The sequence below is a fragment of the Proteus faecis genome (genome assembly GCF_003144395.1).
GTDB lineage: Bacteria > Pseudomonadota > Gammaproteobacteria > Enterobacterales > Enterobacteriaceae > Proteus > Proteus faecis.
Genome location: NZ_PENZ01000007.1, coordinates 63264 through 87764, shown reverse-complemented (window position 1 = coordinate 87764; position 24501 = coordinate 63264). Strand labels below are relative to the sequence as shown.

Below are 24501 nucleotides of genomic sequence, written 5' to 3'. Positions count from 1 at the left end.
TTTTCTCATCTCTTTTTTATTTCTCCCTCTTCTGGTTTTATGTTTTACAAAAAAATTAAGTGTGATTATTGTACTTTTTTAGCGTTTAAGCCTGTTCAGTAAAGCGATTTATGATTAAAGTAAAATGAGTTTTCTATTATGGAGAGGATTTATGCTTTATATCTTTGATATGGGTAATGTGATTATTGATATCGATTTTAACCGAGTATTCGCAGTATGGAGTAAGCTGAGTGGTGTTCCATTAGCAAGTATAAAAAAGAACTTCACCGCCGGCGAAGTTTTTAAATTACATGAGCGCGGTAATATTACAGATATCGAATTTGCTGAAGAAATTAACTCAGAACTTGGCATGAACTTAAGTTTTGAGCAATTTGCTGAAGGATGGCAGGCTATTTTTATCGCAGTAAGACCTGAAGTCATTGATATAATGAATAAATTAAGAGAGCAAGGACATCGGGTTGTGGTGTTATCAAATACAAATCGCTTGCATCATGATTACTGGCCCGAGCATTATCCTGAAATCGCAGCTTCTGCTGATTTTCTCTACCTATCACAAGATCTTGGTATGAGAAAACCAGATCCTGAACTCTTTAAGTATGTTTTGGAGTCTGAAGATGTTGAAGCACAAGACGCCATTTTTTTTGATGATTTACAAACTAATGTCGATGCAGCTCTTTCGGTTGGTATGAAAGCAGTGCATGTGGTTGATAAAAATACCATTATCGATTACTTCAAAGATTATGATTTTTCTCTCCCAGTAGAAGAATAGTGCTATCGTAAGGATAACAATGGATTGAGTTTGTTATCCTTTTTTATTGATTTATTTTGGAGAGAGTATGATCGCATTAATTCAACGAGTGACGCAGGCAAAGGTGGATATTGCAGGTGAAACAGTCGGTGCTATTAATCAAGGCTTATTGGTGTTATTAGGTGTAGAGAAAGACGACAACGAACAGAAAGCCAAAAGATTATGTGAAAAAGTATGTGGCTATCGCGTATTTAGTGATGAAAATGACAAGATGAACCTAAATGTGCAACAAGCGGGTGGTAGTCTGTTAGTTGTATCTCAATTCACACTTGCCGCGGAAACACAAAAAGGGATGCGTCCTGGGTTTTCGAATGGCGCTCCCCCAGAATTAGCGAAAAATCTCTATCATTACTTTATTGAACAATGTCAGCAACAAGGTTTGGAAACTCAAACAGGCCAGTTTGCCGCGGATATGCAAATCACACTGACTAATGATGGCCCAGTCACCTTTTGGTTACAGGTATAACATCGAACGTGCAGTGATGTTAAAAGGAGCTCAGATATGTACCATTTACGAACCCCAAAAACAGAGGCAGAATTTGATGCCTATTATGCTTTTCGCTGGGAAATGCTTCGTAAACCTCTACATCAACCTGAAGGCTCTGAAAAAGACGGTTATGACACCTTTGCACATCACCAAATGGTTGTCGATGAAACAGGACAACCTGTTGCGATTGGACGACTTTATATCAATGCTGATAACGAAGGTGCTATTCGCTTTATGGCGGTGCGTACAGACGCACAAGGAAAAGGTTTAGGCTCATTAGTCGCTATGGCGTTAGAATCACTTGCTCGTCAAGAAGGTATAAAACGAATAGTGTGCAGTGCAAGGGAAGAATCTGTAAGCTTCTTTGAAAAATTGGGTTATGAAAATTGTGGTCTAGTCACAGGCCCGCAAACAACACCCATTAAGCACTTTTTTATGAAAAAAAGTATTGAGTCTTTAGATGATATTCTTCATCGACCAGATTGGTGCGCTGAATTACAAAAACAGTGGCATCAACATATCCCATTAAGTGAAAAAATGGGGTTACGTATTACTCAATATACGGGAACGCGTTTTTATACCACTATTCCAGAAGCGGGGAACCAAAACCCTCATCACACTATTTTTGCAGGCAGCCAATTTTCACTCGCAACATTAACGGGTTGGGGATTGATTTGGCTATTAATGCAAGAGCATAAATTGCAAGGTGATATTGTGCTGGTGGATGCTCATATTCGTTATCGGAAACCTGTATCAGGGCGTCCTGCTGCTGTTGCCGATATGGAAAATTTAAGTGGAGATTTAGGGCGATTAGCGAAAGGGAGCAAGGCACGAATTAAGCTAGATGTTGATATTTGTGGTGATGAAGGTGTCGGTGCTGTTTTTAGTGGTACTTATATTGTTTTACCTTCACAAAATAAGCAGTGCTAATTCATCTCGCTATCTTTAAAGTAATTTAAAGGGAAATTACTATTTTCTTTTGGGTTACTTTTTCTATTTTTTGCGTTTTTAATTAAAAAAACAGAGTATAAAAAATCTATTCTTGAATGCTGGTGTTATAGAGTTTCTATCCCTATCCAATTGATGTATATTTCGCAGTTTACGGAGGGAAGCATGGACACCAATTTATCTACTCGTCTTAATAAATATATCAGTGAAAGCGGGATCTGCTCACGTCGTGAGGCTGACCGTTATATTGAGCAAGGGCTTGTTCTTATTAATGGCAAACGCGCCAGTATTGGCGACCAAGTATTTGCTGGTGATGAAGTCAAAGTCAATGGTCGATTGATTGAAGCACAGGATAACTCTGAGCTGGTTTTGATTGCGCTGAATAAGCCAGTGGGTATTGTGAGTACCACAGATGATGGCGAAAAAGATAATATTGTTGACTATGTTAACCACAGTACCCGCATTTTCCCAATTGGGCGTTTGGACAAAGATTCACAAGGATTGATTTTCTTGACCAACCACGGTGATTTAGTCAATAAAATCCTACGTGCGGGTAATGATCATGAAAAAGAGTACCTTGTGACAGTGAATAAACCAATCACAGATGAGTTTATTCGTGGAATGGGTGCGGGTGTTCCTATCATGGGACAAAAAACTAAGAAATGTAAGGTTAAGAAAGAAGCGCCGATGGTGTTTCGTATCACCTTAGTTCAAGGGTTAAATCGCCAAATTCGTCGTATGTGCGAATATTTTGGTTATGAAGTCACTAAGCTTGAACGTATTCGTATTATGAATGTTAGTCTATCTGGATTACCAGTCGGTGAATGGCGAGACCTAACGGATGATGAGCTGATCAAACTCTTTGACGCGATTGAAAAATCAACATCAGAAGCACCACCTAAAGCGAAGCAAAATAAGCCGAAGAAACAGATCAGTAGTAATGCGAAAGCATTGGGTATTCATATTCCTCAAACAAAAACCAAAGAAACGGAAAATAATTCCCGTAAGCGTTTTGTTCAGCCGGGTCGTAAAAAGAAAAAACGTTAATTTCATTGTTAAAGATGCGATAAAAACAAAAAAACACCTGAAAGGGTGTTTTTTGTTTGTTCTATTTACGACAAATTATAGCATCGATAAAATTAGTCTAAATTTAGCTCATCTAATTTATTTTGGCGACGTTCAAGAACGATCGCTGCAAGTTCTGCATCCATAACTCGCTCAATCAATGCATCATAGTCTTCTTTAGAAAGACAATAGAATAACGGAGTTTTGTTGTCATCACACACAAGCAGTGTGCTGTTATCTTCAAGTGCAGTTAAAGGAGATTGTTGAAACACATTTAAAGATATTTTTTCAGGGGAAAAATCTTCGTCAGACATGAAAACTCCACAATAAAGAAAAGGGCAATAGCGCATTGTAACGCTTTTTATAAAGGGAGCAATCCGTGCTCCTAAGAAAGATCAATATTATAGGTGATTAATAATCTCGCCATTTTGTATCAGTGAGTTGAGTATTTGTTGCTCATTTTTACTTCCAGTTAATGTGCCATTAAGTGTTGAGCTCACTGGGCTTGAACGTAAATCGCCTTTCAATTTTAGTGTAAACTGGCCTATATCATCAGAGTAGGTTGTTTTTAAACCTAATGTATAAGGTATTGATAAAGGTACATTTAAACCATTAGCAATCAGTGAAAATTGACGTTGTTGGTTAGACTGTATTAAACCGGCTGAACCTCGAACAATACCGTCACCAATAAATGCTGAATATTGCTCAACAATAGCGTTATCTTGCTGAGTGACAATTTTTAAATCAGGGCGACGTAATTCAATGCGATTTAACGTACCACTATCGGCATTTAATACGGCTGAGCCTTGCCATAATCCCCATTCACCTTCTTTTGCCACCATTAAATTTTGCAGTTTTCCTGTTAAGTTGGTGAATTGAAATGGGAATTCCGGCGTGATATCAATCAAAATAGATTGGTTGATAGATAACTGTTCGATAGTGATATTTTGAATATTACTCTTGTTATCTATTGGTTTCGCTAAAAAAGTGAGCCAATTTTCAGGTAGTGTATATAAAAGGCCTGATAGTGTGGCATCTTGGATCGTGAGGGTTTTATTGTTTTTATTCCAATGACCAGAAAGCTTAATTAAGCCTTTTTCATAGCGCAGACTGAGATTATCTAGATTGAGTTGATTGTTCTGCAGGTTGAGTTTTGCAATAAGATCAGTGATGTGTTCATCTTGAAAAACAACATCATTTGTATTGAATTCGCCAGTTGTAAATGAAAGGTCGTTGTTCCAACTAAACTGAGAAAATTGTCCATCAAAACCACTAATTGCCCACTGTTTTCCTTCAGCAGTTAAATCAACAATATTGAGTGATCTTATGCTAATACGGGGATATTCAGAGAGAGACTGAATTAATTCATTAAAGTTTTGCGAGGATTGCCAGCGCAAGCCATTCATATAAACATTATCAAATTTCCATTGATTATCTTGATATTGTCCGCTCAAGGAGAGTGAGCCATTAAGTAGGCGAGTACCCAATTTTTCTATTTGAATATTATTGGGTTGATATTGACCAGAAATAATGAAGTTACTGAATTCATTATTATTTATCATTCCATCAGCAATAGAAAATTGAAAATGACCGGCTCCAATTAAGTCGGTTGATGTCGGGATCCATGGTGTGATCCCTCCCGTTATTTTTTTTGCATCAAAAGAAAAATCAGTTTTTTCACTACGTAACGCCATATTTTTAAATTGTAATATGTCGGCACTTAATGGTATTGACGGTGCTTTGTCTGCCAAATCAATATTACCATTTTCTAATGTAATTTTTTGCAGATGAGAAGGGGTAGTAAAAAATTGCCAATTAAATCGGATTTGTGCTGATTTTGCCGATACTATAGCTTTATCTTGCTTAGGATTAACGAGAAGATCATAAACAATGACTTGCTCGGGTTGCATAAGATCATGCTCAATACCCGAGAAGTGAATATCATAGTCAGTGTACTGTGTCAGCCATTCACTGGTTTTTTGTGCGCCCCACTGAGTCTGAATAAAAGCGTAAATTATAATAATAAATAAAATAACGATAAGTATCAGAGATACCAAACTTTTCATCAGCCAGCGCATAACCCGTCTCCTGTTTTATACTCCATCAAAACAGTATACAGTTATGCCTGAAAACTAGACGATGCTCAAGTATTCATCACTCTATAAAACAAGATTATTTAACTGCTTATGTTTTTGTGATAGAGGATATCTTTTTTATCAATGCTGCGTGGGATGGAATATTGTTCTGTTGTAAATTGGTTTTAATATGATTCAATATTTTTTCTATAATGCCTTTATGCCTTTGCTCTCTATCATTTAATTCTCCTTTTTTTAATTTATTACCATAGTTAATAAGTTGAGAAATTAATTCATTAGGATCAATGCTACCTGAGTGATAAATATCGTAAAAATTAGGGAGAATACCCGCTTGTGTTGATAAGTATTGAAACTGATATACTAGGAATCCTTCTTTATCTTTATTTTGCTGATTATTAAGGGAAGGATTTTTTAAAAACGCCACTAAGTCTGTTTTAATATGTTCTAAGTTGAACTCAGAAATAGACTTATTTCCTAAATGAGTAAATTTATGATCACTATTAAACAATGAAAGAATGGAATCTTTGAGATAAGTAAAAAATTGCCCAATAGTTTGTATATGGAAATCTTTAGTAGATGAGTGACTTTTTAAGTATTCGAGTGCGGGGTTTTTAATTGGGGTCAAGGGTGTAGCCATTCTATTTTCCTTTGATTTTCAGTATTGAGCTAAATAGTTACCGCAACTCACAGGAAAATGCTTTCATAAAAATATCATTGGTTTAAATATAATAAATAAAGCGCTATTTTTGATCATGAAAATAGCGCTTTATTATTCTGTTACTAGTTAATGATTATTTTTCTGGTGGAAAAACTAGGTTTAAGATGATGGCTGTTAAACCACCAGCAGCAATACCAGATGACAGCAAAGTTTTTAACCAATCAGGTGCAAACTGCAATATTTGAGGTTGCTGTGAAACGCCTAGTCCTACCGCAAGTGAAATCGCAAGGATCATGATAGCTCGGCGGTTTAGCGCTTCTTTAGAAACAATGCGTACACCAGACGCAGCTATGGTACCGAACATGACTAATGTGGCTCCGCCCAATACAGGTTCAGGAATTCTTTGCACAAATTCTGCAACGAATGGAAATAAGCCTAAGATAACAAGCATTGCGGCAACAACATAACCTACATAGCGACTTGCAACGCCTGTTAATTGAATAACGCCATTATTTTGACCAAAACAAGAATTTGGGAAGGTATTGAAAAATGCCGAAACCATAGAGTTAATTCCATTAGCCAATACGCCCCCTTTAATCCGTTTCATATACAAAGGACCACTAACGGGTTGCTCTGAAACATCTGAAGTTGCCGTGATATCTCCAATAGTTTCTAGTGATGTGATCATAAACACCAGCATTAAAGGAATAAGTAAATGCCAGTCAAATGACAGTCCATAATAAAACGGCTCAGGTATAGTCATAAAAGGCGTTTCTTGATGTTCTACTGGTGTGGGCAACATATCTAACGCCCAAGCAAGAACATAACCCACAGCCATGGCAATAACTAAAGACGCAACACGTAAATAAGGATTTTTTTGTCGATTAAGTAAAATAATAACAATAAGAACAGAGCCTGCTAATAACAGATTTTGTGGTGAACCGAAGGTATTATTTTCAATGGCCGCATAACCACCACCAATAGAGGTTAATCCAACTTGAATTAAAGAGAGGCCGATTATCATCACTACGACACCTGAAACTAACGGTGTAATGATACGTCTTGCTAAGTGAAGAACACGAGAAAGGATGATTTCGGTTAATGAGGCGACCATTAATGTGCCAAAAAGGGCTGCCATCATTGTTGGAATATCGGCGCCTCCATTTTTAAGTGCTAATCCCCCCATAATCAGTGGAGCAACAAAGTTAAAGCTTGTTCCTTGGATTGATAACAATCCTGAACCTATCGGTCCCCATGCCCGAATTTGAATAAGAGAGGCAATGCCTGATGCAAATAAAGACATGCTGATAATGCGTTGAGTATCGTGTGCAGGTAATCCTAATGCTTGGCAAATGAGGATTGCGGGTGTGATAACTGCGACAAACATCGCTAAAAGGTGTTGGCAAGCTGCAAAAAGTGTTTGTGGTAATGGCGGCTTTTCTTCTAAAGCAAAAAGAAGTTCGCTGTTTTTTTTAATTGAAACATCACTATTTTTAGGCAAATTTTGATTTTCTGAAGTAACCATGGTGTGAATTTCTTATTCGGCAAAAACCGTATTTTAATGATCTGCGCCACAAAAGCAATCGTTTGCGTAAAAATGATGTTATCAAAATGCATAAGAGGCGCTCACATTTTTATATGTTTTAACTTGTGTTTGTCTCCGTTTTTTTTTCTAATCGGGGATACCTGCTTTTGGCGTTGTTTATGGATGAACTTAGCGTCGTAGTATTTTTATATAAAATTAACAAATAAGACGGGGTACATAAATGTATCATCTTGATGTTTATGGCACGCTGGTTGCGGCCACTTTGGTTCTCTTGATCGGACGTAAGTTAGTGAAATCTGTTCCTTTTTTAGAACGGTATACGATCCCAGAACCCGTTGCAGGTGGGCTACTTGTTGCAGTTCTGCTATTAGCATTTAAATCATTTATGGACTGGGAAGTCAGTTTTGACCTCTCACTTAAAGATCCATTAATGCTAGCCTTCTTTGCAACAATTGGTTTAAACGCGAACCTCGCAAGCTTAAAAGCGGGGGGAAAAGCGCTTTTTATTTTCGTCTTTGTTGTTGTTGGGTTATTGCTAGTGCAAAACACAGTCGGTATTGCATTGGCGGAAATGTTAGGTCTTGATCCTCTGATGGGATTATTGGCGGGCTCTATTACATTATCAGGTGGTCATGGTACAGGGGCAGCCTGGGGTAAAACGTTCGTTGAAAGTTATGGTTTTATGAGCGCATCTGAAGTCGCGATGGCGTGTGCTACCTTTGGTTTAGTTTTAGGTGGATTAATTGGTGGCCCAGTTGCCCGCTACTTAATCAAAAATATCCCAACACCGGGATTAGGCGCCGATGACCATGAAATGCCAACTGCGTTTGAGAAGCCGACAACAGGCCGAATGATCACTTCAATGGTTTTATTAGAAACGATTGCGATGATCTCTATCTGTTTAATGGCAGGTACGTTCCTTTCTCAGCTGTTAGAAGGTACGGCATTCTCACTACCGACCTTTGTGTGTGTTCTGTTTATTGGCGTTATTTTAAGTAATAGCCTTTCAATGCTTGGGTTCTACCGTGTTTTTGATAGAGCGGTGTCAGTCTTAGGTAACGTGAGTTTATCGTTATTCTTAGCGATGGCATTAATGAGCTTGAAATTATGGGAACTGGCCTCACTGGCGATACCAATGTTGGTTATCCTTGGTGTTCAAGCTGGTGTAATGGCACTTTATGCAATTTTTGTCACTTTCCGGGTCATGGGTAAAAACTACGATGCGGCGATTTTAGCAGCGGGTCATTGTGGTTTTGGTTTAGGTGCTACACCAACGGCGATTGCGAATATGCAAGCGGTAACAGACCGTTTTGGACCGTCTCATCTTGCATTCTTAGTTGTACCTATGGTCGGCGCATTCTTCATTGATATTGTGAATGCAATAGTGATTAAACTGTATCTGATGCTACCGTTTTTCACGCCTATCGTTGCAGGGTAGTTTAGTTGCTATAAATTAAAATAGCGTCAAAACGTCAAAGGACACCTCAATGTTGAATATCGATATTGAGGTGTTTTTCTATGTGGTGTTAACTTACAGATATTTCAAAATCACTCACAGGCGTGTTTAAACGCACGCTAAGCCATACAATAGAGTAACCTTAAGCTTGGCTGTATTGTGTTTTGGCTGGTAGCCAGCGTTCGATTAAGGCTTGAGAATGCTTAGGATAGTGCTGATGTAGGTAACGAGCGATACGCTGAACTTCGGGAATAAGTCCTTGGTCACGTAATAAATCAGCGACTTTAAATTGTGCATTACCCGTTTGCTTAGTGCCTAAAAGCTCACCAGGGCCACGGATTTCGAGATCTTTTTGTGCAATCACAAAACCATCATTGCTATCTCTTAATACCTGCAATCGCAAACGTGCTGTTTGAGTGAGGGGGGTTTTATATAACAAGACACAATGCGAGGCGATAGCGCCTCGGCCAACACGTCCACGTAGTTGATGTAACTGTGCTAGCCCCAGTCGTTCTGGGTTATCAATGATCATTAAACTTGCATTAGGGACGTCAACGCCGACTTCAATCACTGTTGTTGCAACTAAAAGTTGGAGTTCATTTTCTTTAAAAGCGGCCATTACGGCCTGTTTCTCTGCGGGTTTCATTCGCCCATGTACCAATCCCACTTTAATTTCAGGGAGCGCAATTGTCAGCTCATCATAGATAACTTGGGCGGCTTGCGCTTCAAGAACATCAGAATCTTCAATTAAGGTACATACCCAATAGGCTTGTCGCTTTTCTTCTGTGCAAGCTAATCTAATGCGTTCAATAATGTCATTACGGCGAGTATCAGGGATAGCGACAGTGGTAACAGGTGTGCGTCCCGGTGGTAATTCGTCGATGATAGAGGTGTCCATATCAGCGTAGGCCGTCATCGCTAATGTTCGAGGAATAGGCGTTGCTGTCATCACTAATTGATGAGGATGAAAGCCTTGCTCTTCACCTTTTTTCCATAATGCGAGGCGTTGATGTACACCAAATCGGTGTTGTTCATCAATAATCACTAAGGCTAGAGAGTGGAATTTAACTTGTTCTTGGAAAATAGCGTGCGTTCCAATAATGATCGATACTTCACCATTCGCAATGGCATTTTGCTGTGTTTCGCGTGCTTTTCCTTTCTGTTTTCCAGCTAGCCAACCTACTTGGATACCAAAAGGCTCAAACCATTTTTTAAAGGTTAATGCATGTTGCTCTGCCAACAATTCTGTTGGGGCCATTAAAGCTACTTGTTTGCCATTAGCAATCGCACGCAATGCACTAAGTGCGGCAACTAAAGTCTTACCTGAACCAACATCTCCTTGGATCAATCGCATCATCGGATAGTCTTTTTCTAAATCTGTTTCTATCTCGTTGACGACACGTTGCTGTGCATTCGTAGGGGTAAAAGGGAGCGATGCAAGAAATTGCTGACGTAATGTTGACGTATTTGGCATAAACAATGGCTCTGCTCGATAAGATTGTGCGCCAGCTCTTGCATTGAGCATACCTAAATTATGAGCCAGTAACTCTTCAATAATTAGCCTTTTTTGTGCGGGGTGCTGTCCTTTTTCAAGCTCTGCAAAAGCGATATCAGGAGGAGGATTATGTAGTGTACGTAGCGCGGTGGCTAGTGGGGGCAAACCGTGAATAAATTGATCGGGTAATAATTCGTTAATTGCACAGGTATCAAGTAATTCTAACGCTTGCTCTATTAATTTACGTAGTGATGTTTGGCGTAAGCCTTCCGTTGTTGAATAGATGGGGGTGAGCGTTTCTTGCAGTTTAATTTCAGAGCCTGCAACTTTGATTTTGTATTCAGGGTGAATAATTTCTGGTCCGCGACTTCCCCGTTTAACTTCGCCGTATGCAGTGACTTGTTTACCTTGAGCAAGGTTGTTTTTCATTGCTGCTGTAAAGTTAAAAAAGCGAAGTGTTAAAATTCCAGAGCCGTCAGAAATTTGGCAGGTCATCATTTTGCGCCGACCAAAACTAACTTCTGTTCTTAATATTTCGCCAGAAACTGTGGCAGGAATACCGGGAAGGAGATCGCTGATAGCATAAAGATGCGTTTGATCTTCATAACGCAAAGGAAGGTGGAGTAATAAATCCTCAATAGTCACAAGCCCTATTTTTGCCAGCTTGTCTGCCTGACTTGCACCTACGCCGTGAAGAGTGGTTAAGGGGATTGCATCAAGCAGTTTTCCTTTCATGGGATCAATACTCCGTCTTTTTTAATTTCCTAAGTTGTTTTTGCGTCATTTGCATTTCTGCCCACCATGACTCAGGTGCTTCAATCCCACCGCTATCATTGATATATGGGCGAGGCAGCCCTTTTCGACGAGAAACTTCTGCCAATACTGGGTATCCGCCTTCAAAAAGAAGAATTTGTTGTTCTTCTTCTGTTAAGGCGCTCTCTGTTCGATTATACATACCCGCAGCCTGACGTTGGCGTTGTGCTTCATATAAAATTAGTGCACTGGCGACAGAAACATTTAGGGATTGTACCATTCCCATCATCGGCACAATGATATCTTGATCTGCAAGCGCGATAGCATCTTGTGAGATACCTGTTTTTTCTTGTCCCATAATAATACAAGTTGGGCGAGTGTAATCAATCTCACGGAAATCAACCGCTTTATCTGAGAGATGAGTCGCAAGAACTTGCATACCTTGGGCACGAAAGGCGCTAATTGCGTCTGTAATAGTAGGATGCGTTTCTACATTGACCCAACTGTTACTTCCTGCTGCTGGGGAGACTAACATCCGCATTTTTTCTTCAGGCCAAATAGCATGAATTTTAGGGATCCCTACAGCATCAGCCGTTCTTATGACGGCAGCAACATTATGGGATTTATGTACTTCTTCAAGACAAACGGTAAGATCAGGCTGCCGCATCGCCATCATTTGGCAGATGCGGGCATATCGAATTGAATTCATGACTAATTTTTATTACGGCTAACGCGCAGAACATCTGGCATGATACGAAGTTTACGCATGATATTGGCTAATTGAATTCGGTCTTTTGCTGTTAAGCGAATAAAAGCACAATACACGCGACCATCTTTCTCTTCTGTATTCATACTTTGAATACTTGAATTTGCATCATTAATAGCTGCGGTTAAGTTTGCTAAAGCACCTTGGTGGTTAATCATATCGACTTTAATTTCAGTAATGAAATCGCTGTTGATCTCTTTGTCCCACTCGACAGGCATGAATTTTTCAGGCTCTTTTTGGTAACCACGAATATTACGACAAGACTCATGGTGAATAACCAAACCTTTGCCCGGGCTAATATGTGCAACGATAGGATCTCCCGGAATAGGGCGACAACATTTAGCGAAGGAGATCAATACGCCATCAGCACCTTTAATTGGGAGTTTAGGGGGGGCATCATTGGTTGTTTCGGTTTGTGCGTTTTCATCTTGATTTTGGCTATCAATTAATAAATTACGCGCAACAACAACACTCATAGTATTACCTAAACCAATTTCAGCCATTAAGTCGTCGATTGAATGAAGCTTCATACGCTTCAACTCGCGCTCAATATTTTCAGCTGAAATATCAGCAAGCTTGTGCTCACCTAATGCGTGATTAAGTAAACGGCGACCTAAATTAATAGAGTCTTCACGTTTTAGGTTTTTCAGTAGTTGTCGAATTTTAGAGCGTGCTCTTGAACTGACGACAAAGTTTAGCCAAGCTGCATTTGGTCTTGCGCCTGGCGCGGTAATAATTTCAACCGTTTGTCCAGTGCGTAGCGATTGTGAAAGTGGGTAAGGTTGTCTATCAACCCTTGCTCCCACACAGGCATGGCCAATATCTGTGTGTACGGCATAAGCAAAATCGACAGGAGTAGCACCTGTAGGTAATTCAACAATGCGACCTTCGGGGGTGAAAACGTAAATTTCATCAGGAAAGAGATCGGATTTTACGTTCTCAATAAATTCAAATGAGCTACCCGCACTTTGTTGCAATTCAAGTAAACTTTGCATCCAGCGTTGAGCTCGAACTTGTGCCGTTGTGCCTGGTTGTTCACCTTGCTCTTTATAAGCCCAATGTGCAGCAACCCCCATTTCGGCCATTTGATCCATATCTTCTGTACGAATTTGCACTTCAACGGGTACTCCATGAGGACCAATTAGTGAAGTATGAAGAGATTGGTAGCCATTGGCTTTTGGGATTGCAATATAGTCTTTAACTCGACCAGGCCGTGGCTTATAAAGACTGTGCATTTGACCTAAAACGCGATAACAGGTATCGACTTCTTTCACGATAACGCGAAAGGCGTAAATATCCATGATCGAGTGAAAACGTTGCTCTTTTAACAACATTTTCCGATAGATAGAGTAAAGGTGTTTTTCGCGACCATTAACTTTGCATTCGATATGCGCTTCTGTCAGGCGACCTTCAATTTCAGAGAGGATTTTATTAATCATCTCTTTACGATTGCCTCGAGCAGCTTTAACGACTTCTTTGATTACACGGTAGCGATTAGGATGTAGTGCCTCGAAACCCAGCTCTTCAAGCTCTGTTTTGATATGGTGTATACCTAAACGATGTGCAAGAGGGCTGTAAATTTCGAGTGTTTCACGAGCAATACGGCGACGTTTATCTGGGCGTAATGATCCCAGAGTGCGCATATTGTGAGTTCGGTCTGCCAGCTTGATCAAAATGACGCGGATATCTTTTACCATCGCCATAATCATCTTACGGAAGTTTTCAGCCTGAGCCTCTTTTTTGTCTCTAAACTTCAATTTATCAAGTTTAGACACGCCTTCAACAAGATCGGCCACCGTACTACCAAACAGGTTTTCGATATCTTGGAAGGTTGCAGGTGTATCTTCGATAACATCATGCAACAGCGCCGCCATCAGCGTTTGGTGGTCTAATCGCATATCTGCAAGAATACACGCAACCGCAACAGGGTGAGTAATATAAGGCTCACCACTTGAACGAGTTTGTCCCTCGTGGGCATTTCGGGCGACGATAAAGGCTTTTTTAAGTTGTTCAACTTGCTCCGATGGCAAGTATTTTTGAACGATTTGATTCAGGCTTTCAAACAGGTACAAGGCAGACCTACCCCTATTTTATAAAACGATTAACGACGACCTTCCGCAATCGCTGAAACAGCTTGTAATTCTGCTGCTTCTTGCTCTTGCTGCTCTTGACGTTCACGAGCATCAAGAATTTTACCGTTAATCAGTCCTTCTTCAATTTCACGTAGCGCGATAACAGTCATTTTATCATTTTCTTCTGGAACTAAAGGGTCTTTAGCGCCAACTTGTAACTGACGCGCACGACGTGCTGCGACCAGAACGAGGTCAAAACGGTTACCAATTTTCTCTACAGCGTCTTGAACGGTTACGCGTGCCATATTTGTGTTACTCCACCATTAACGAAATGACTGGGCATAATACTGAAAGTTAACTCAGTCTGCCAATAATTTGCTGATTAAATCACCATGTCGTAGCGTTTGACGATCAAGGCGTAATTTTTCAGAACGAATAATTGATTGTAAATCAGCAAGCGCGGTATTGAAATCATCATTAATCAGCAAATAATCATACTCATTAAAATGTTCCATTTCCGATACAGCTTGTGACATACGTTTTGTAATCACTTCTTCGCTATCTTGCCCTCGTCCACGAAGTCGGCGATAAAGCTCTTCTTTTGACGGTGGCAAAATAAAAATACTGCGAGCTTCTGGCATCGCTTTACGCACTTGCTGTGCGCCTTGCCAGTCGATATCTAAAAAGACATCGACACCACTGGCTAAAATTTCTTTGATAACTTTGCCGGATGTTCCGTAATAGTTACCAAAAACACAAGCATGTTCGAGGAAATCCCCACTCTCTATCATGCTTTTAAATTCTTCTTCAGTAACAAAGAAGTAATGTTCACCATGGTTCTCTCCCGGTCGCATTGGGCGGGTTGTATGAGAGACAGAAACCTGCGTGTCATATAAAGGCTGTGTTTTTAACAGCGCTTGAATAAGACTTGATTTACCCGCACCGCTTGGAGCGGAAACAATATAAAGTGTTCCTTGGATCATGATGACTTTCTGAATTTGACTGGAGAATTAAGTATAAATACATGTTTAGGGAGCAAATCCCCCATATAGTATACACATACAATGAATGACATACAGCGCCCATGTTTAATACAGGGCCATTTTTTTCTTATTACATTCTATTTTCTTAATATAGAAACAAGAGAAAAATTAAACTATGTCAATATTAACATACAATTAAAGGCTCAGTGATAGGAATTACCTTTTATCACAATAGTGAAAAGAGATTATATTTTGAGATACCCCACAGAATCAAAAAGAACCGCTGTCGTTAAAATAGCGATTCGTTAATCTTGATTCTCGTAATTAAAGACAGGTAAGCCCAATTTATAACGAATAGCGAGAAGTCGAGCTGTTAACCCAGCAATTAGGGTAATGATGATAATGACGTCTCTTGGTAACGGTGTGTAAAACAGTAATCCCATATAAAGCCACGCAGCACCAAAAGCGATACCGGCATAAATTTCTTTTTGGAATACGAGAGGAATGGTATTACAAAGCATATCTCTTAATACACCACCAAAGGCACCTGTAATCACTGCGGCAATAGCAGCAATAATTGGGCCATACTCCATATCGAGTGCGATTTGTGCACCGATAATAGAGAAAACCATTAGACCAATGGCATCTAAGATAAGAAAGAGTCGCTGTAAGTGTTTCATCATCGGAGCAACCCACATGGTGATAACAGCAGCACATGCAACAGTGACGATATATTCAGGGTGTTTTACCCAGCCCAGCGGGTAATGGCCGAGTAGAATGTCCCTGACAGAGCCACCACCAATGGCAGTTGCAGAGGCGATAATAATAACGCCAAAAACATCCATTTTACGACGACCAGCAGCAAGTGCACCGGTCATGGCTTCTGCAGTAATACCAATAATATAGAGAACACTAAGTAACATGATTTTCTAATTTTTTGACTATTTAGTGAGGGTAGAATAATTACCTTGCGAAAAAGTCTCGACTGAATTTTTTTAGTGCCAGGTAAAATTAATTAGTTTTTATAATGTGGAAATTTATTTCCCGATAAGGATAAATATGTCTTTTCAGGAACACCAGATTACGTTTGATAGCCGTCATCATCAGCTAACTAATATAAATGTTTGGACGCCAGATAGCCAGTGGTTAGTCTATGATGTACGTCCCAATGGAGGATCTTTTACAGGTCTAACCATAGAAAAAATTCATGCGAAAACAAAACAGCAACAGATCATTTACACCGCGACACAAGGAGCGCATGCAGGTGTTGTGACAGTAAGCCCAACAGAGCCTGTGCGTTACGCTTTTATTCATGGACCAGAAAATCCAGATAATGAATGGCATTATGACTTTCATCATCGACGAGGTGTGATTGTTGATGAGTCAGAAAACAACTGTGCATTTAATATTGATGCTTGTTCACTGACATCACCTTATCAAGCTGGTGCATTACGTGGCGGTACGCATGTTCATGTATTTAGTCCCGACGGCACACGTTTAAGTTTTACTTACAATGATCATATTATGCATGAACTTGGTGGCGAATATGATCAACGTAATGTCGCTGTTGCTGTGCCACTGAAAGCGGTTAACGTTGCTAAAAAACACCCACGTGAATATGACGGTGAATATTTTTGCACTGTAATAAGCCAAACCGTCGCTCATCCACAAAAGGGGAGCGATGAAATTAATAAAGCTTATGAAGAGTGTTGGGTTGGTACTCAGGGTTATATTAAGGCGGATGGTTCACAACAACGTTGGGCTATTGCATTTATTGGCGATACCGTGAGTGAAACGGGTGATAAAGTTTCTGAAATTTTTTTAGTGGATTTACCGGATGATAATCAGGCTTTCAGTATTGAAGGTGATAAACCACTGGCAGGAACTGAAACAACAATGCCAGCAGTGGCTAAAGGCATCCATCAAATTCGCCTAACGAATACCACTAATAGAAAATATGCAGGTGTTTTAAATCAGCCTCGCCACTGGTTAAGAAGCTCGCCACAAGGCGATGCGATTGCTTTTTTAATGAAAGATGATCATGGTATTGTGCAGTTATATACCGTTTCGCCAACTACGAAAGAAATAAAGCAAGTCACCGCGCAGGATTGGGATATTCAGTCAGCGTTTACGTGGAACAGTAACGGACAATATCTCACCTTTATTTGTGATAATAGTGTGATGTTATGTAATGTGAAAACGGGTGAGTTAACTCGACTAACAGAAAAAACAGCACAAGCACCAAGTAGTGATGCTGTCGTATTCTCTCCTGATGACCAATATATTGCCTTTATGCGTGATGTTGATGGTTATCGTCAGATATTTACAGTAGAGACAGGGTTGTAAAACTTTACAATATATTGAAAAGGTATCTTAAATAATAAGATACCTTCATATTTAATAATAAACTAATAATTAAAATATGAATTAAAATATTTATTTGTTTTGATTTATTTTATTGTTTTTTCTATTTTTATTTATTGTGCTAAGTTAATAAACTTTAGTGAGATAATAACTAGTAATATTTAAAAGTAATTTATTATTAATGGAATAATATATAAAAATGGAATTGAATTTATGCTGGTGGAATCTGGGATTATCTCCACCAATAAGATCAAATAAGAAAATAAATATAGAAGATATTGGGTTAGCAAAACAATACCTTGGTAAAATGATAAAAAAAAGAGCACTGGATATAGTTGCACTTTGTGAGATTTCTAAAAAAGAAAACCTAGATTTTAAACAATTAGCCTGTGAATTAAATATGGAATATATTGATTTATCAGGAAGAATAGGGCGTATATTTATTGATATATCTTTAATGTATAAGATGAGTAAGTTAGAGTTTATCTCAAGTAAATTTTTAACTAAGCTTCAACCTGATAATAGAACAATAAGAGTAGGTGTAAGTGTTGTATTTAAAGAGATTGAAAATCAAAAAATAATCACACTCTTTTTATCTCACTGGCCATCAGTACTCAGTGCTGATGATAAAATCAGACGTATAGCAGCCCAAGAGTTGAGGAATAGTATTGATAAGCTATTTGAAAATCAAGGGAAAGATGCTCAAATTATTTGTATGGGAGATTATAATACAGAACCTTATTCTGATTCGATGATTAATACATTATATGCAACGAGAGATTACCACATAATAAAAAAGAAAAGAGAGTTATTATTTAATCCATTTTGGTATCTTTTGTCTGATAAGAAAACAAATAATTTAGGTACGTATTATTATAATTCAGCTTCAATGAGTCGATGGTATGTTTTTGATCAAATGATCTTCTCTTCATCATTTTTATATGGGAGAGAAGACTGTTTTAAGTTAGATCTCGAGCAGATTGATTTTTATCGGATACTAAATGATGACAATCACTGCCTTGATGATGTTTTCTTTAAAAAGTTTGATCATTATCCAATATTTTGTAGGATTTCACATGAACGATGAAAATAATTTTTTTGAAAAGATAAAGGCTTCATTGGATAGGGCATCATCTATCATTGATATAAAAAAACAAATAGAAAATAAAATAAGCATAGTTATCGAAAAACTAGAAATGATCACTAATAATAAAATTAAAATCTTATTTAAAGATAATCATCATTACTGTCCTAAATTTATTAATAGTGAAAGGCTTATTTATATCGATAAAGTAAATGTAAGTGATGAGTCTGGGTTTATACTATTTGGTTATAGTTTTAGTAAAATAAATGGGTTTCCTATTGAAATAGAAACTGAAATTGAATCTTTTCATGCAAAAGATATTGATGATTTATTACATATTATTGTGAATATCATTGATAGAGAATCGATAAGAATTATGGAGCTTGTTCATCATCCTCTCAAAGATAACTCAAGTAAAAATAATGATATTTGATAAAAAAACCGGCATTGCTTTCACAATGCCGGTTTACGCTTTCTGAGCTTTACAACTTATTGTAAAACAGAAATATCTGCGACTTTTAAGAACAGTTCGCGTAATTGACTTAACATGGTTAAACGGTTGATACGAACCGCATCGTCTTTATCCATCACCATGACTTTATCAAAGAAGTTATTGACTACATCACGTAATGAAGCCAGTTCAACTAAAGCTTCTTGGTATTTACGCTCTGCAAATAATGGGGCTAATTTATCTTGTAAAACAGAAAGATTAGCCGCTAACTGAACTTCTTCTGGCGCTTTTAAGACAGAAGCTAAAACCGTGTCATTTAGTTTTACATCAGCTGATTTGGCTAAGATATTAGAAACACGTTTATTGGCTTCTGCTAATGCAGAGGCTTCTTCTAATGTACGGAAATAAGTGACTGCTTTAACGCGCGCATTGAAGTCAGCAGGTTGTGTTGGACGACGTGCTAATACTGCTTGAATAGTATCAATACTGTAGCCTAGTTCTTGATACCAAGAACGGAAACGGCCTAACATAAATTCAACCACATTACTGACGACATTTTTATTCGTCAGTTTGTCACCGTAAAGGCGAACCGCTTCTTGTGTCAGATCTGCAATATCTAACGGTAAATCTTGCTCAACGATAATACGTAAAACACCCAATGATGCACGACGTAGAGCAAATGGGTCTTTATCCCCTTTAGGATGTTGACCAATACCGAAAATACCCGCAAGTGTATCCATCTTTTCTGCAATAGCGAGCGCACTAGCGACAGGATTAGACGGTAATTCATCACCTGCAAAACGAGGCTGATATTGTTCTTTCAATGCAACGGCGACTTCTTCGGCTTCACCATCATGACGAGCATAATGCATACCCATAACACCTTGGGTATCTGTGAATTCAAACACCATATTGGTCATTAAGTCACATTTTGACAGTAAGCCTGCACGGGTTGCTTTATTAACATCAGCACCCATTTTGCCCGCAATAAAGCCAGCTAATGCTTGAATACGGTCTGTTTTATCTCGCAGTGTACCTAAATCTTTTTGGAATAATACGGTTTCAAGGCGTGGTAAGTTATCTTCTAAACGTTGTTTACGGTCAGTTTTAAAGAAGAACTCAGCATCCGCTAAACGAGGGCGTACTACTTTTTCGTTACCGTTAATGATCTGTTGTGGATCAGAAGATTCAATATTAGTGACGAAAATAAAATTAGGTAATAAATTGCCTTGCTTGTCATAAACAGGGAAGTATTTTTGGTCACCTTTCATGGTATAAACCAGTGCTTCAGCAGGCACTTCAAGGAATTTTTCCTCAAATTTTGCTGTTAACACAACCGGCCATTCAACCAGTGAAGTGACTTCTTCAACTAAGCTATCACTTAAATCTGCAATACCGCCAAGTTTTTCAGCTGCAAGACGAGCATCATGAAGAATAATTGATTTACGCGTTTCGTAATCAGCAATCACTTTCCCGCGCTCATAAAGAATTTCAGGATACTGATCCGCATTATCGATAGTGAATTCAGCTTCACCCATAAAGCGGTGACCACGAATAACGCGATCGCTTTGGATACCTAAAATTTCACCATCAATAACAGTATCACCTAATAATAAAGTGACAGTATGAACAGGGCGTACAAAGTGAGTTTCTTTATCGCCCCAGCGCATTAATTTTGGAATAGGTAATTTTGATAATGCACTATTTACCATGCCAATCAGTAATTGATTAACCGCTTCACCTTTTACTTCTGCACGATAAAATAACCATTCACCTTTATCAGTTGATAAGCGCTCTGCTTGGTCAACAGTAATACCATTACCTCTTGCCCAGCCTTCAGCTGCTTTTGTTGGTTTGCCATCAGCGTCAAATGCTTGAGCAATCGCAGGACCACGTTTTTCAATAGTTCTATCTGCTTGTGATTTTGCCATATTCGCCACTTTAAGGGCTAAACGGCGAGGAGCTGCAAACCAAGATACATCACCATGGGTGATATTTGCGTTATCCAGCTCAGTAGTAAAATTAGCAGCAAAAGATTCGGCTAAAGAACGAAGCGCTTTCGGCGGTAATTCTTCTGTGCCGATTTCCACGAGGAAAGTCTCAGTTGTCATGATAGCCTCTTACTTTTTACACATAGGGAAACCAAGCGCTTCACGAGAAGCATAATATGCTTCAGCAACCGCTTTGGTTAAAGTACGGATACGTAAAATATAACGCTGACGCTCTGTCACAGAGATAGCTTTACGTGCATCCAATAAGTTAAAGGTGTGTCCTGCTTTTAAAATACGTTCATAGGCAGGTAAAGGCAGAGGTTTTTCTAACTCTAACAACTCACGAGCTTCTTTTTCATATTGCTCAAAGCAAGAGAATAAGAAGTCTACATCTGCGTATTCAAAGTTATAAGTTGATTGTTCAACTTCGTTTTGATGATAGATATCGCCATAGGTGGTTTTGCCTAATGGGCCATCACACCAAACTAAGTCATAAACGCTATCAACACCTTGAATATACATGGCAAGACGTTCTAAGCCGTAAGTGATTTCACCTGTAACTGGTTTGCACTCTAATCCACCTACTTGTTGGAAATAGGTAAACTGCGTCACTTCCATGCCGTTGAGCCAAACTTCCCAGCCTAAGCCCCAAGCACCTAGAGTTGGGTTTTCCCAGTTATCTTCCACAAAACGAATATCGTGGACTGTAGGGTCTAAACCTAACTCTCTTAATGAGCCAAGATAAAGCTCCTGAATATTATCAGGCGATGGTTTAATGATAACTTGGAATTGGTAATAGTGCTGTAAGCGGTTAGGGTTTTCACCATAACGTCCGTCTGTTGGACGACGTGAAGGTTGTACATAAGCCGCAGCGATAGGCTCTGGACCTAATGCTCGTAAACAAGTCATTGGATGTGATGTGCCTGCGCCCACTTCCATATCTAATGGTTGGACAATGGTGCAGCCCTGGCGAGCCCAGTAATCCTGCAGTGTCAGGATAAGACCTTGAAAGGTTTTGGTATCAAACTTTTGCATGTTATATCCGCATGGCGATACATAGAATAAAAAGAAAGGTTTCAGTATACCTTCTAGACGAAAGATATACAGCAAGGAATGCGGGCAATTTTCCCTCGATCAAAAAAATAATCCCTTAATTGAGTTTATGACTATGCTCAAAGAATTGGATTGAATTTTTTTTGTCTATTTACATGTATATTTATACAGTATATAAATGATGCTATTAAAGTTATTGGTAACAAGGAATGAAAAAATGAATAAGCAGCGTTGTGATTGGGTGACCAGTGATCCTGAATATTTGGCATATCATGATGAAGAATGGGGTAAACCTGAACGAGATAAATATAAGCTTTTTGAAATGATCTGCCTTGAAGGTCAACAAGCTGGTCTATCTTGGTATACCGTGCTAAAGAAAAGAGACGGTTTTCGTCGCTGCTTTTTTGATTTTTCACCTGAAAAAATAGCCAAAATGACAGATAAGGATGTTGAAGCTTTACTGCAAGATCCGGCAATTATTCGTCATCAAGGAAAAATTAAAGCCATTATTAATAACGCACGTATTTTCATGGCAATGGAAGAGCAAGGTGAAGATTTTAGTCAGTTTATTTGGCAATTTGTTGATAATAAACCCATTATTAATCAGTGGAACGATATATCCCAAGTACCTGCATCGACTGAAGTCTCAGATAAAATGGCAAAAACGTTAAAGAAAAAAGGTTTTAAATTTGTTGGTACAACAACTTGTTACGCTTTTATGCAAGCCGTTGGTATGGTAAATGACCATATTCTCTCTTGTTTTTGTCGCCAAGGCGAGAATGAGAACACCAATAAAAAGTAAAACATGAGTTGAGTTATCTTTAATCTTGAATATTTTTAGTTTTGCGTTTCAATATGTAAAATCATATTAGTATTACTGTTTTATCATTTCAATTATAACTATTGATGCAAATTAAAGCTCGCGGTATGGTATTTCTTAACGAGAAAGCAACATAGAAGATACCTGCAAAGATGACTCAACTATCGCAATTTGGGCAAAAATTTGCTCAGCATTCAGGCATTGCTCGCTTGATGCAAGACTTAAATGAAGGGATACGCACTCCCGGCGCTGTAATGCTTGGGGGCGGAAATCCTGCTCATATTCCTGAAATGGATAGCTATTTTCGCCAATTACTTAAAGAGATGACAGAAAATGGCTCATTAAGTGATGCGGTTTGTAACTATGATGGCCCACAAGGTAAGGATGCCATGTTACAAGCGTTGGCAGCATGCTTAAAAGAGAAACTAGGCTGGAATATCTCGGCGAAAAATATTGCATTAACTAATGGTAGCCAAAGTGCTTTTTTCTATCTGTTTAATTTATTAGGTGGCACAACCAAAGATGGGAAAAAACGGAAAATTCTTTTCCCAATTGCCCCTGAATACATCGGTTATACTGATTCTGGATTAGAAGAAGATCTATTTGTTGCGAATAAGCCAACAATAGAAATGTTACCGAATGGACAATTTAAATATCATGTTGATTTTGCTCATCTTGAAATCAGTGATGACATTGCGGCTATTTGTGTTTCAAGACCAACAAACCCAACGGGTAATGTTATTACAGATGATGAAGTTGAGAAGCTAGAGGCTTTGGCTAAACGGCATAATATTCCTCTGATTATAGATAATGCTTATGGCGTCCCTTTCCCAGGCATTATTTTCACTCAAGCAACACCTTGTTGGAATAACAACACTATTCTCTGTATGAGTCTGTCTAAGTTAGGCTTACCGGGTGCTCGTTGTGGCATTATTATCGCTAATGAAGAGCTGATTTCAGCGATTACAAATGTCAACGGCATTATTAGCCTCGCACCCGGTGGAATTGGGCCTGCAATGGCATTAGAAATGCTAAAACGCGATGATTTAATGCGGTTATCTCAAGATGTGATAGGGCCTTTTTATCATCAACGAGTACTTGAAACTATTAATATTATTCGTCGTTATTTACCTGAAGAGCGTTGCCTTATTCATAAGCCTGAAGGTGCGATCTTTTTATGGCTTTGGTTTAAAGATTTACCAGTGTCTTGTGAAGACCTTTATCGCCGTTTGAAAAAACGTGGTGTATTAATGGTGCCGGGACATTACTTTTTTCCGGGATTAGAAGATTCATGGGAGCATGCTCATCAATGTATGAGAATGAATTATGTACCTGAGCCTGAGTTGATTGAGAAAGGAATAAAAATTCTGGCTGAAGAAATCGAGAACATCTATCAGCCAGTGAATATCTAATAAAAATGCCCCTTCAGCGAGAAGAAGGGGCAAAGACAATAACGAGGACTTTTGAGCATAAGTTTGACGGAAAGAAATTGATTACTAAAAATTTAGTAATCCGTCTCAATCTAAATTTCTTAGCACGAGAACTATTAAAACAGACATTTATAAAATCTATGGCTTAAATAGGAGCCATTCATTGCCTTAATTA

At 38.7% G+C, this 24501-nt stretch carries 22 protein-coding genes; 10 read left to right on the top strand and 12 right to left on the bottom strand.

Features of this window, described 5'->3' with window-relative positions:
* The first annotated feature begins 151 nt into the window (after positions 1–151).
* The 4 genes from yihX to rluF all read left to right on the top strand — a co-directional run bounded on the left by yihX (position 152) and on the right by rluF (position 3290).
* Positions 152–769: a glucose-1-phosphatase gene (gene yihX, locus DK858_RS01455; RefSeq protein ID WP_109395907.1), complete on the top strand. Its 618-nt coding sequence runs from the start codon at positions 152–154 to the stop codon at positions 767–769.
* 67 nt (positions 770–836) lie between these two features.
* Positions 837–1274, top strand: coding sequence for a D-aminoacyl-tRNA deacylase (gene dtd, locus DK858_RS01450; RefSeq protein ID WP_109395906.1), 438 nt, complete (start codon positions 837–839; stop codon positions 1272–1274).
* A gap of 36 nt (positions 1275–1310) precedes the next feature.
* The gene (fabY, locus tag DK858_RS01445) at positions 1311–2225 is read left to right on the top strand and encodes a fatty acid biosynthesis protein FabY (protein ID WP_109395905.1); all 915 of its coding nucleotides are present in this window, start codon (positions 1311–1313) and stop codon (positions 2223–2225) included.
* A 183-nt stretch (positions 2226–2408) separates the two neighbouring features.
* Positions 2409–3290, top strand: a complete 882-nt coding sequence (gene rluF / locus DK858_RS01440; RefSeq protein ID WP_109395904.1) for a 23S rRNA pseudouridine(2604) synthase RluF — start codon at positions 2409–2411, stop codon at positions 3288–3290.
* Positions 3291–3382: 92 nt separating this feature from the next.
* On the opposite strand, the gene DK858_RS01435 is transcribed toward rluF, so the two are convergent.
* The 4 genes from DK858_RS01435 to DK858_RS01420 all read right to left on the bottom strand — a co-directional run bounded on the left by DK858_RS01435 (position 3383) and on the right by DK858_RS01420 (position 7587).
* Positions 3383–3622 carry a hypothetical protein gene (locus DK858_RS01435; RefSeq protein ID WP_069369557.1) on the bottom strand — a complete coding sequence of 80 codons (240 nt, stop codon included), beginning with the start codon at positions 3620–3622 and terminating at the stop codon, positions 3383–3385.
* Between the two features lie 87 nt (positions 3623–3709).
* Positions 3710–5386 (bottom strand): AsmA family protein, encoded by a 1677-nt coding sequence (locus DK858_RS01430; RefSeq protein WP_109395903.1) that lies wholly within the window; start codon positions 5384–5386, stop codon positions 3710–3712.
* Positions 5387–5492: 106 nt separating this feature from the next.
* A complete protein-coding gene (locus DK858_RS01425) occupies positions 5493–6041 on the bottom strand; it encodes a hypothetical protein (protein ID WP_109395902.1) in 549 nt (182 codons plus the stop codon).
* A gap of 154 nt (positions 6042–6195) precedes the next feature.
* Positions 6196–7587: a uracil-xanthine permease family protein gene (locus DK858_RS01420; protein WP_109395901.1), complete on the bottom strand. Its 1392-nt coding sequence runs from the start codon at positions 7585–7587 to the stop codon at positions 6196–6198.
* 241 nt (positions 7588–7828) lie between these two features.
* Between DK858_RS01420 and gltS the strand changes: the two genes are divergently transcribed.
* Positions 7829–9046 carry a sodium/glutamate symporter gene (gltS, locus tag DK858_RS01415; RefSeq protein WP_109395900.1) on the top strand — a complete coding sequence of 406 codons (1218 nt, stop codon included), beginning with the start codon at positions 7829–7831 and terminating at the stop codon, positions 9044–9046.
* Positions 9047–9206: 160 nt separating this feature from the next.
* Here gltS and recG read toward each other — a convergent pair whose 3' ends face one another.
* From recG to DK858_RS01385, 6 genes are all read right to left on the bottom strand, one after another.
* A complete protein-coding gene (gene recG, locus DK858_RS01410; RefSeq protein ID WP_109395899.1) occupies positions 9207–11294 on the bottom strand; it encodes an ATP-dependent DNA helicase RecG in 2088 nt (695 codons plus the stop codon).
* Between the two features lie 4 nt (positions 11295–11298).
* Positions 11299–12021: a tRNA (guanosine(18)-2'-O)-methyltransferase TrmH gene (gene trmH / locus DK858_RS01405; protein ID WP_109395898.1), complete on the bottom strand. Its 723-nt coding sequence runs from the start codon at positions 12019–12021 to the stop codon at positions 11299–11301.
* A 2-nt stretch (positions 12022–12023) separates the two neighbouring features.
* Positions 12024–14150 carry a bifunctional GTP diphosphokinase/guanosine-3',5'-bis pyrophosphate 3'-pyrophosphohydrolase gene (spoT, locus tag DK858_RS01400; protein WP_109395897.1) on the bottom strand — a complete coding sequence of 709 codons (2127 nt, stop codon included), beginning with the start codon at positions 14148–14150 and terminating at the stop codon, positions 12024–12026.
* Positions 14151–14179: 29 nt separating this feature from the next.
* On the bottom strand, positions 14180–14455 hold the full coding sequence (gene rpoZ, locus DK858_RS01395) for a DNA-directed RNA polymerase subunit omega (RefSeq protein ID WP_004246820.1): 276 nt from the start codon (positions 14453–14455) through the stop codon (positions 14180–14182).
* 54 nt (positions 14456–14509) lie between these two features.
* Positions 14510–15133 (bottom strand): guanylate kinase, encoded by a 624-nt coding sequence (gene gmk, locus DK858_RS01390; RefSeq protein WP_109395896.1) that lies wholly within the window; start codon positions 15131–15133, stop codon positions 14510–14512.
* A 305-nt stretch (positions 15134–15438) separates the two neighbouring features.
* Positions 15439–16056: a trimeric intracellular cation channel family protein gene (locus tag DK858_RS01385; RefSeq protein WP_006534609.1), complete on the bottom strand. Its 618-nt coding sequence runs from the start codon at positions 16054–16056 to the stop codon at positions 15439–15441.
* 136 nt (positions 16057–16192) lie between these two features.
* Here DK858_RS01385 and DK858_RS01380 point away from each other — a divergent pair, with 136 nt between their 5' ends.
* From DK858_RS01380 to DK858_RS01370, 3 genes are all read left to right on the top strand, one after another.
* Positions 16193–17479, top strand: coding sequence for a DUF3748 domain-containing protein (locus DK858_RS01380; RefSeq protein ID WP_109395895.1), 1287 nt, complete (start codon positions 16193–16195; stop codon positions 17477–17479).
* 217 nt (positions 17480–17696) lie between these two features.
* Entirely contained in the window at positions 17697–18584 is an 888-nt protein-coding gene (locus tag DK858_RS01375) for an endonuclease/exonuclease/phosphatase family protein (protein ID WP_109395894.1), read from the top strand.
* Positions 18574–19014, top strand: coding sequence for a hypothetical protein (locus DK858_RS01370; RefSeq protein ID WP_109395893.1), 441 nt, complete (start codon positions 18574–18576; stop codon positions 19012–19014). The genes DK858_RS01375 and DK858_RS01370 overlap by 11 nt, the downstream gene beginning before the upstream one ends.
* Positions 19015–19070: 56 nt before the next feature.
* On the opposite strand, the gene glyS is transcribed toward DK858_RS01370, so the two are convergent.
* Together glyS and glyQ are read right to left on the bottom strand one after the other, a co-directional pair.
* Complete coding sequence (glyS, locus tag DK858_RS01365; protein ID WP_109395892.1) at positions 19071–21143, bottom strand: glycine--tRNA ligase subunit beta; 2073 nt, start codon at positions 21141–21143, stop codon at positions 19071–19073.
* Positions 21144–21152: 9 nt separating this feature from the next.
* Positions 21153–22058, bottom strand: coding sequence for a glycine--tRNA ligase subunit alpha (gene glyQ / locus DK858_RS01360; protein WP_109395891.1), 906 nt, complete (start codon positions 22056–22058; stop codon positions 21153–21155).
* A gap of 235 nt (positions 22059–22293) precedes the next feature.
* Here glyQ and DK858_RS01355 point away from each other — a divergent pair, with 235 nt between their 5' ends.
* On the top strand, positions 22294–22878 hold the full coding sequence (locus DK858_RS01355; protein WP_109395890.1) for a DNA-3-methyladenine glycosylase I: 585 nt from the start codon (positions 22294–22296) through the stop codon (positions 22876–22878).
* A 170-nt stretch (positions 22879–23048) separates the two neighbouring features.
* A complete protein-coding gene (locus DK858_RS01350) occupies positions 23049–24308 on the top strand; it encodes a valine--pyruvate transaminase (RefSeq protein WP_109395889.1) in 1260 nt (419 codons plus the stop codon).
* Positions 24309–24501: the final 193 nt, after the last annotated feature.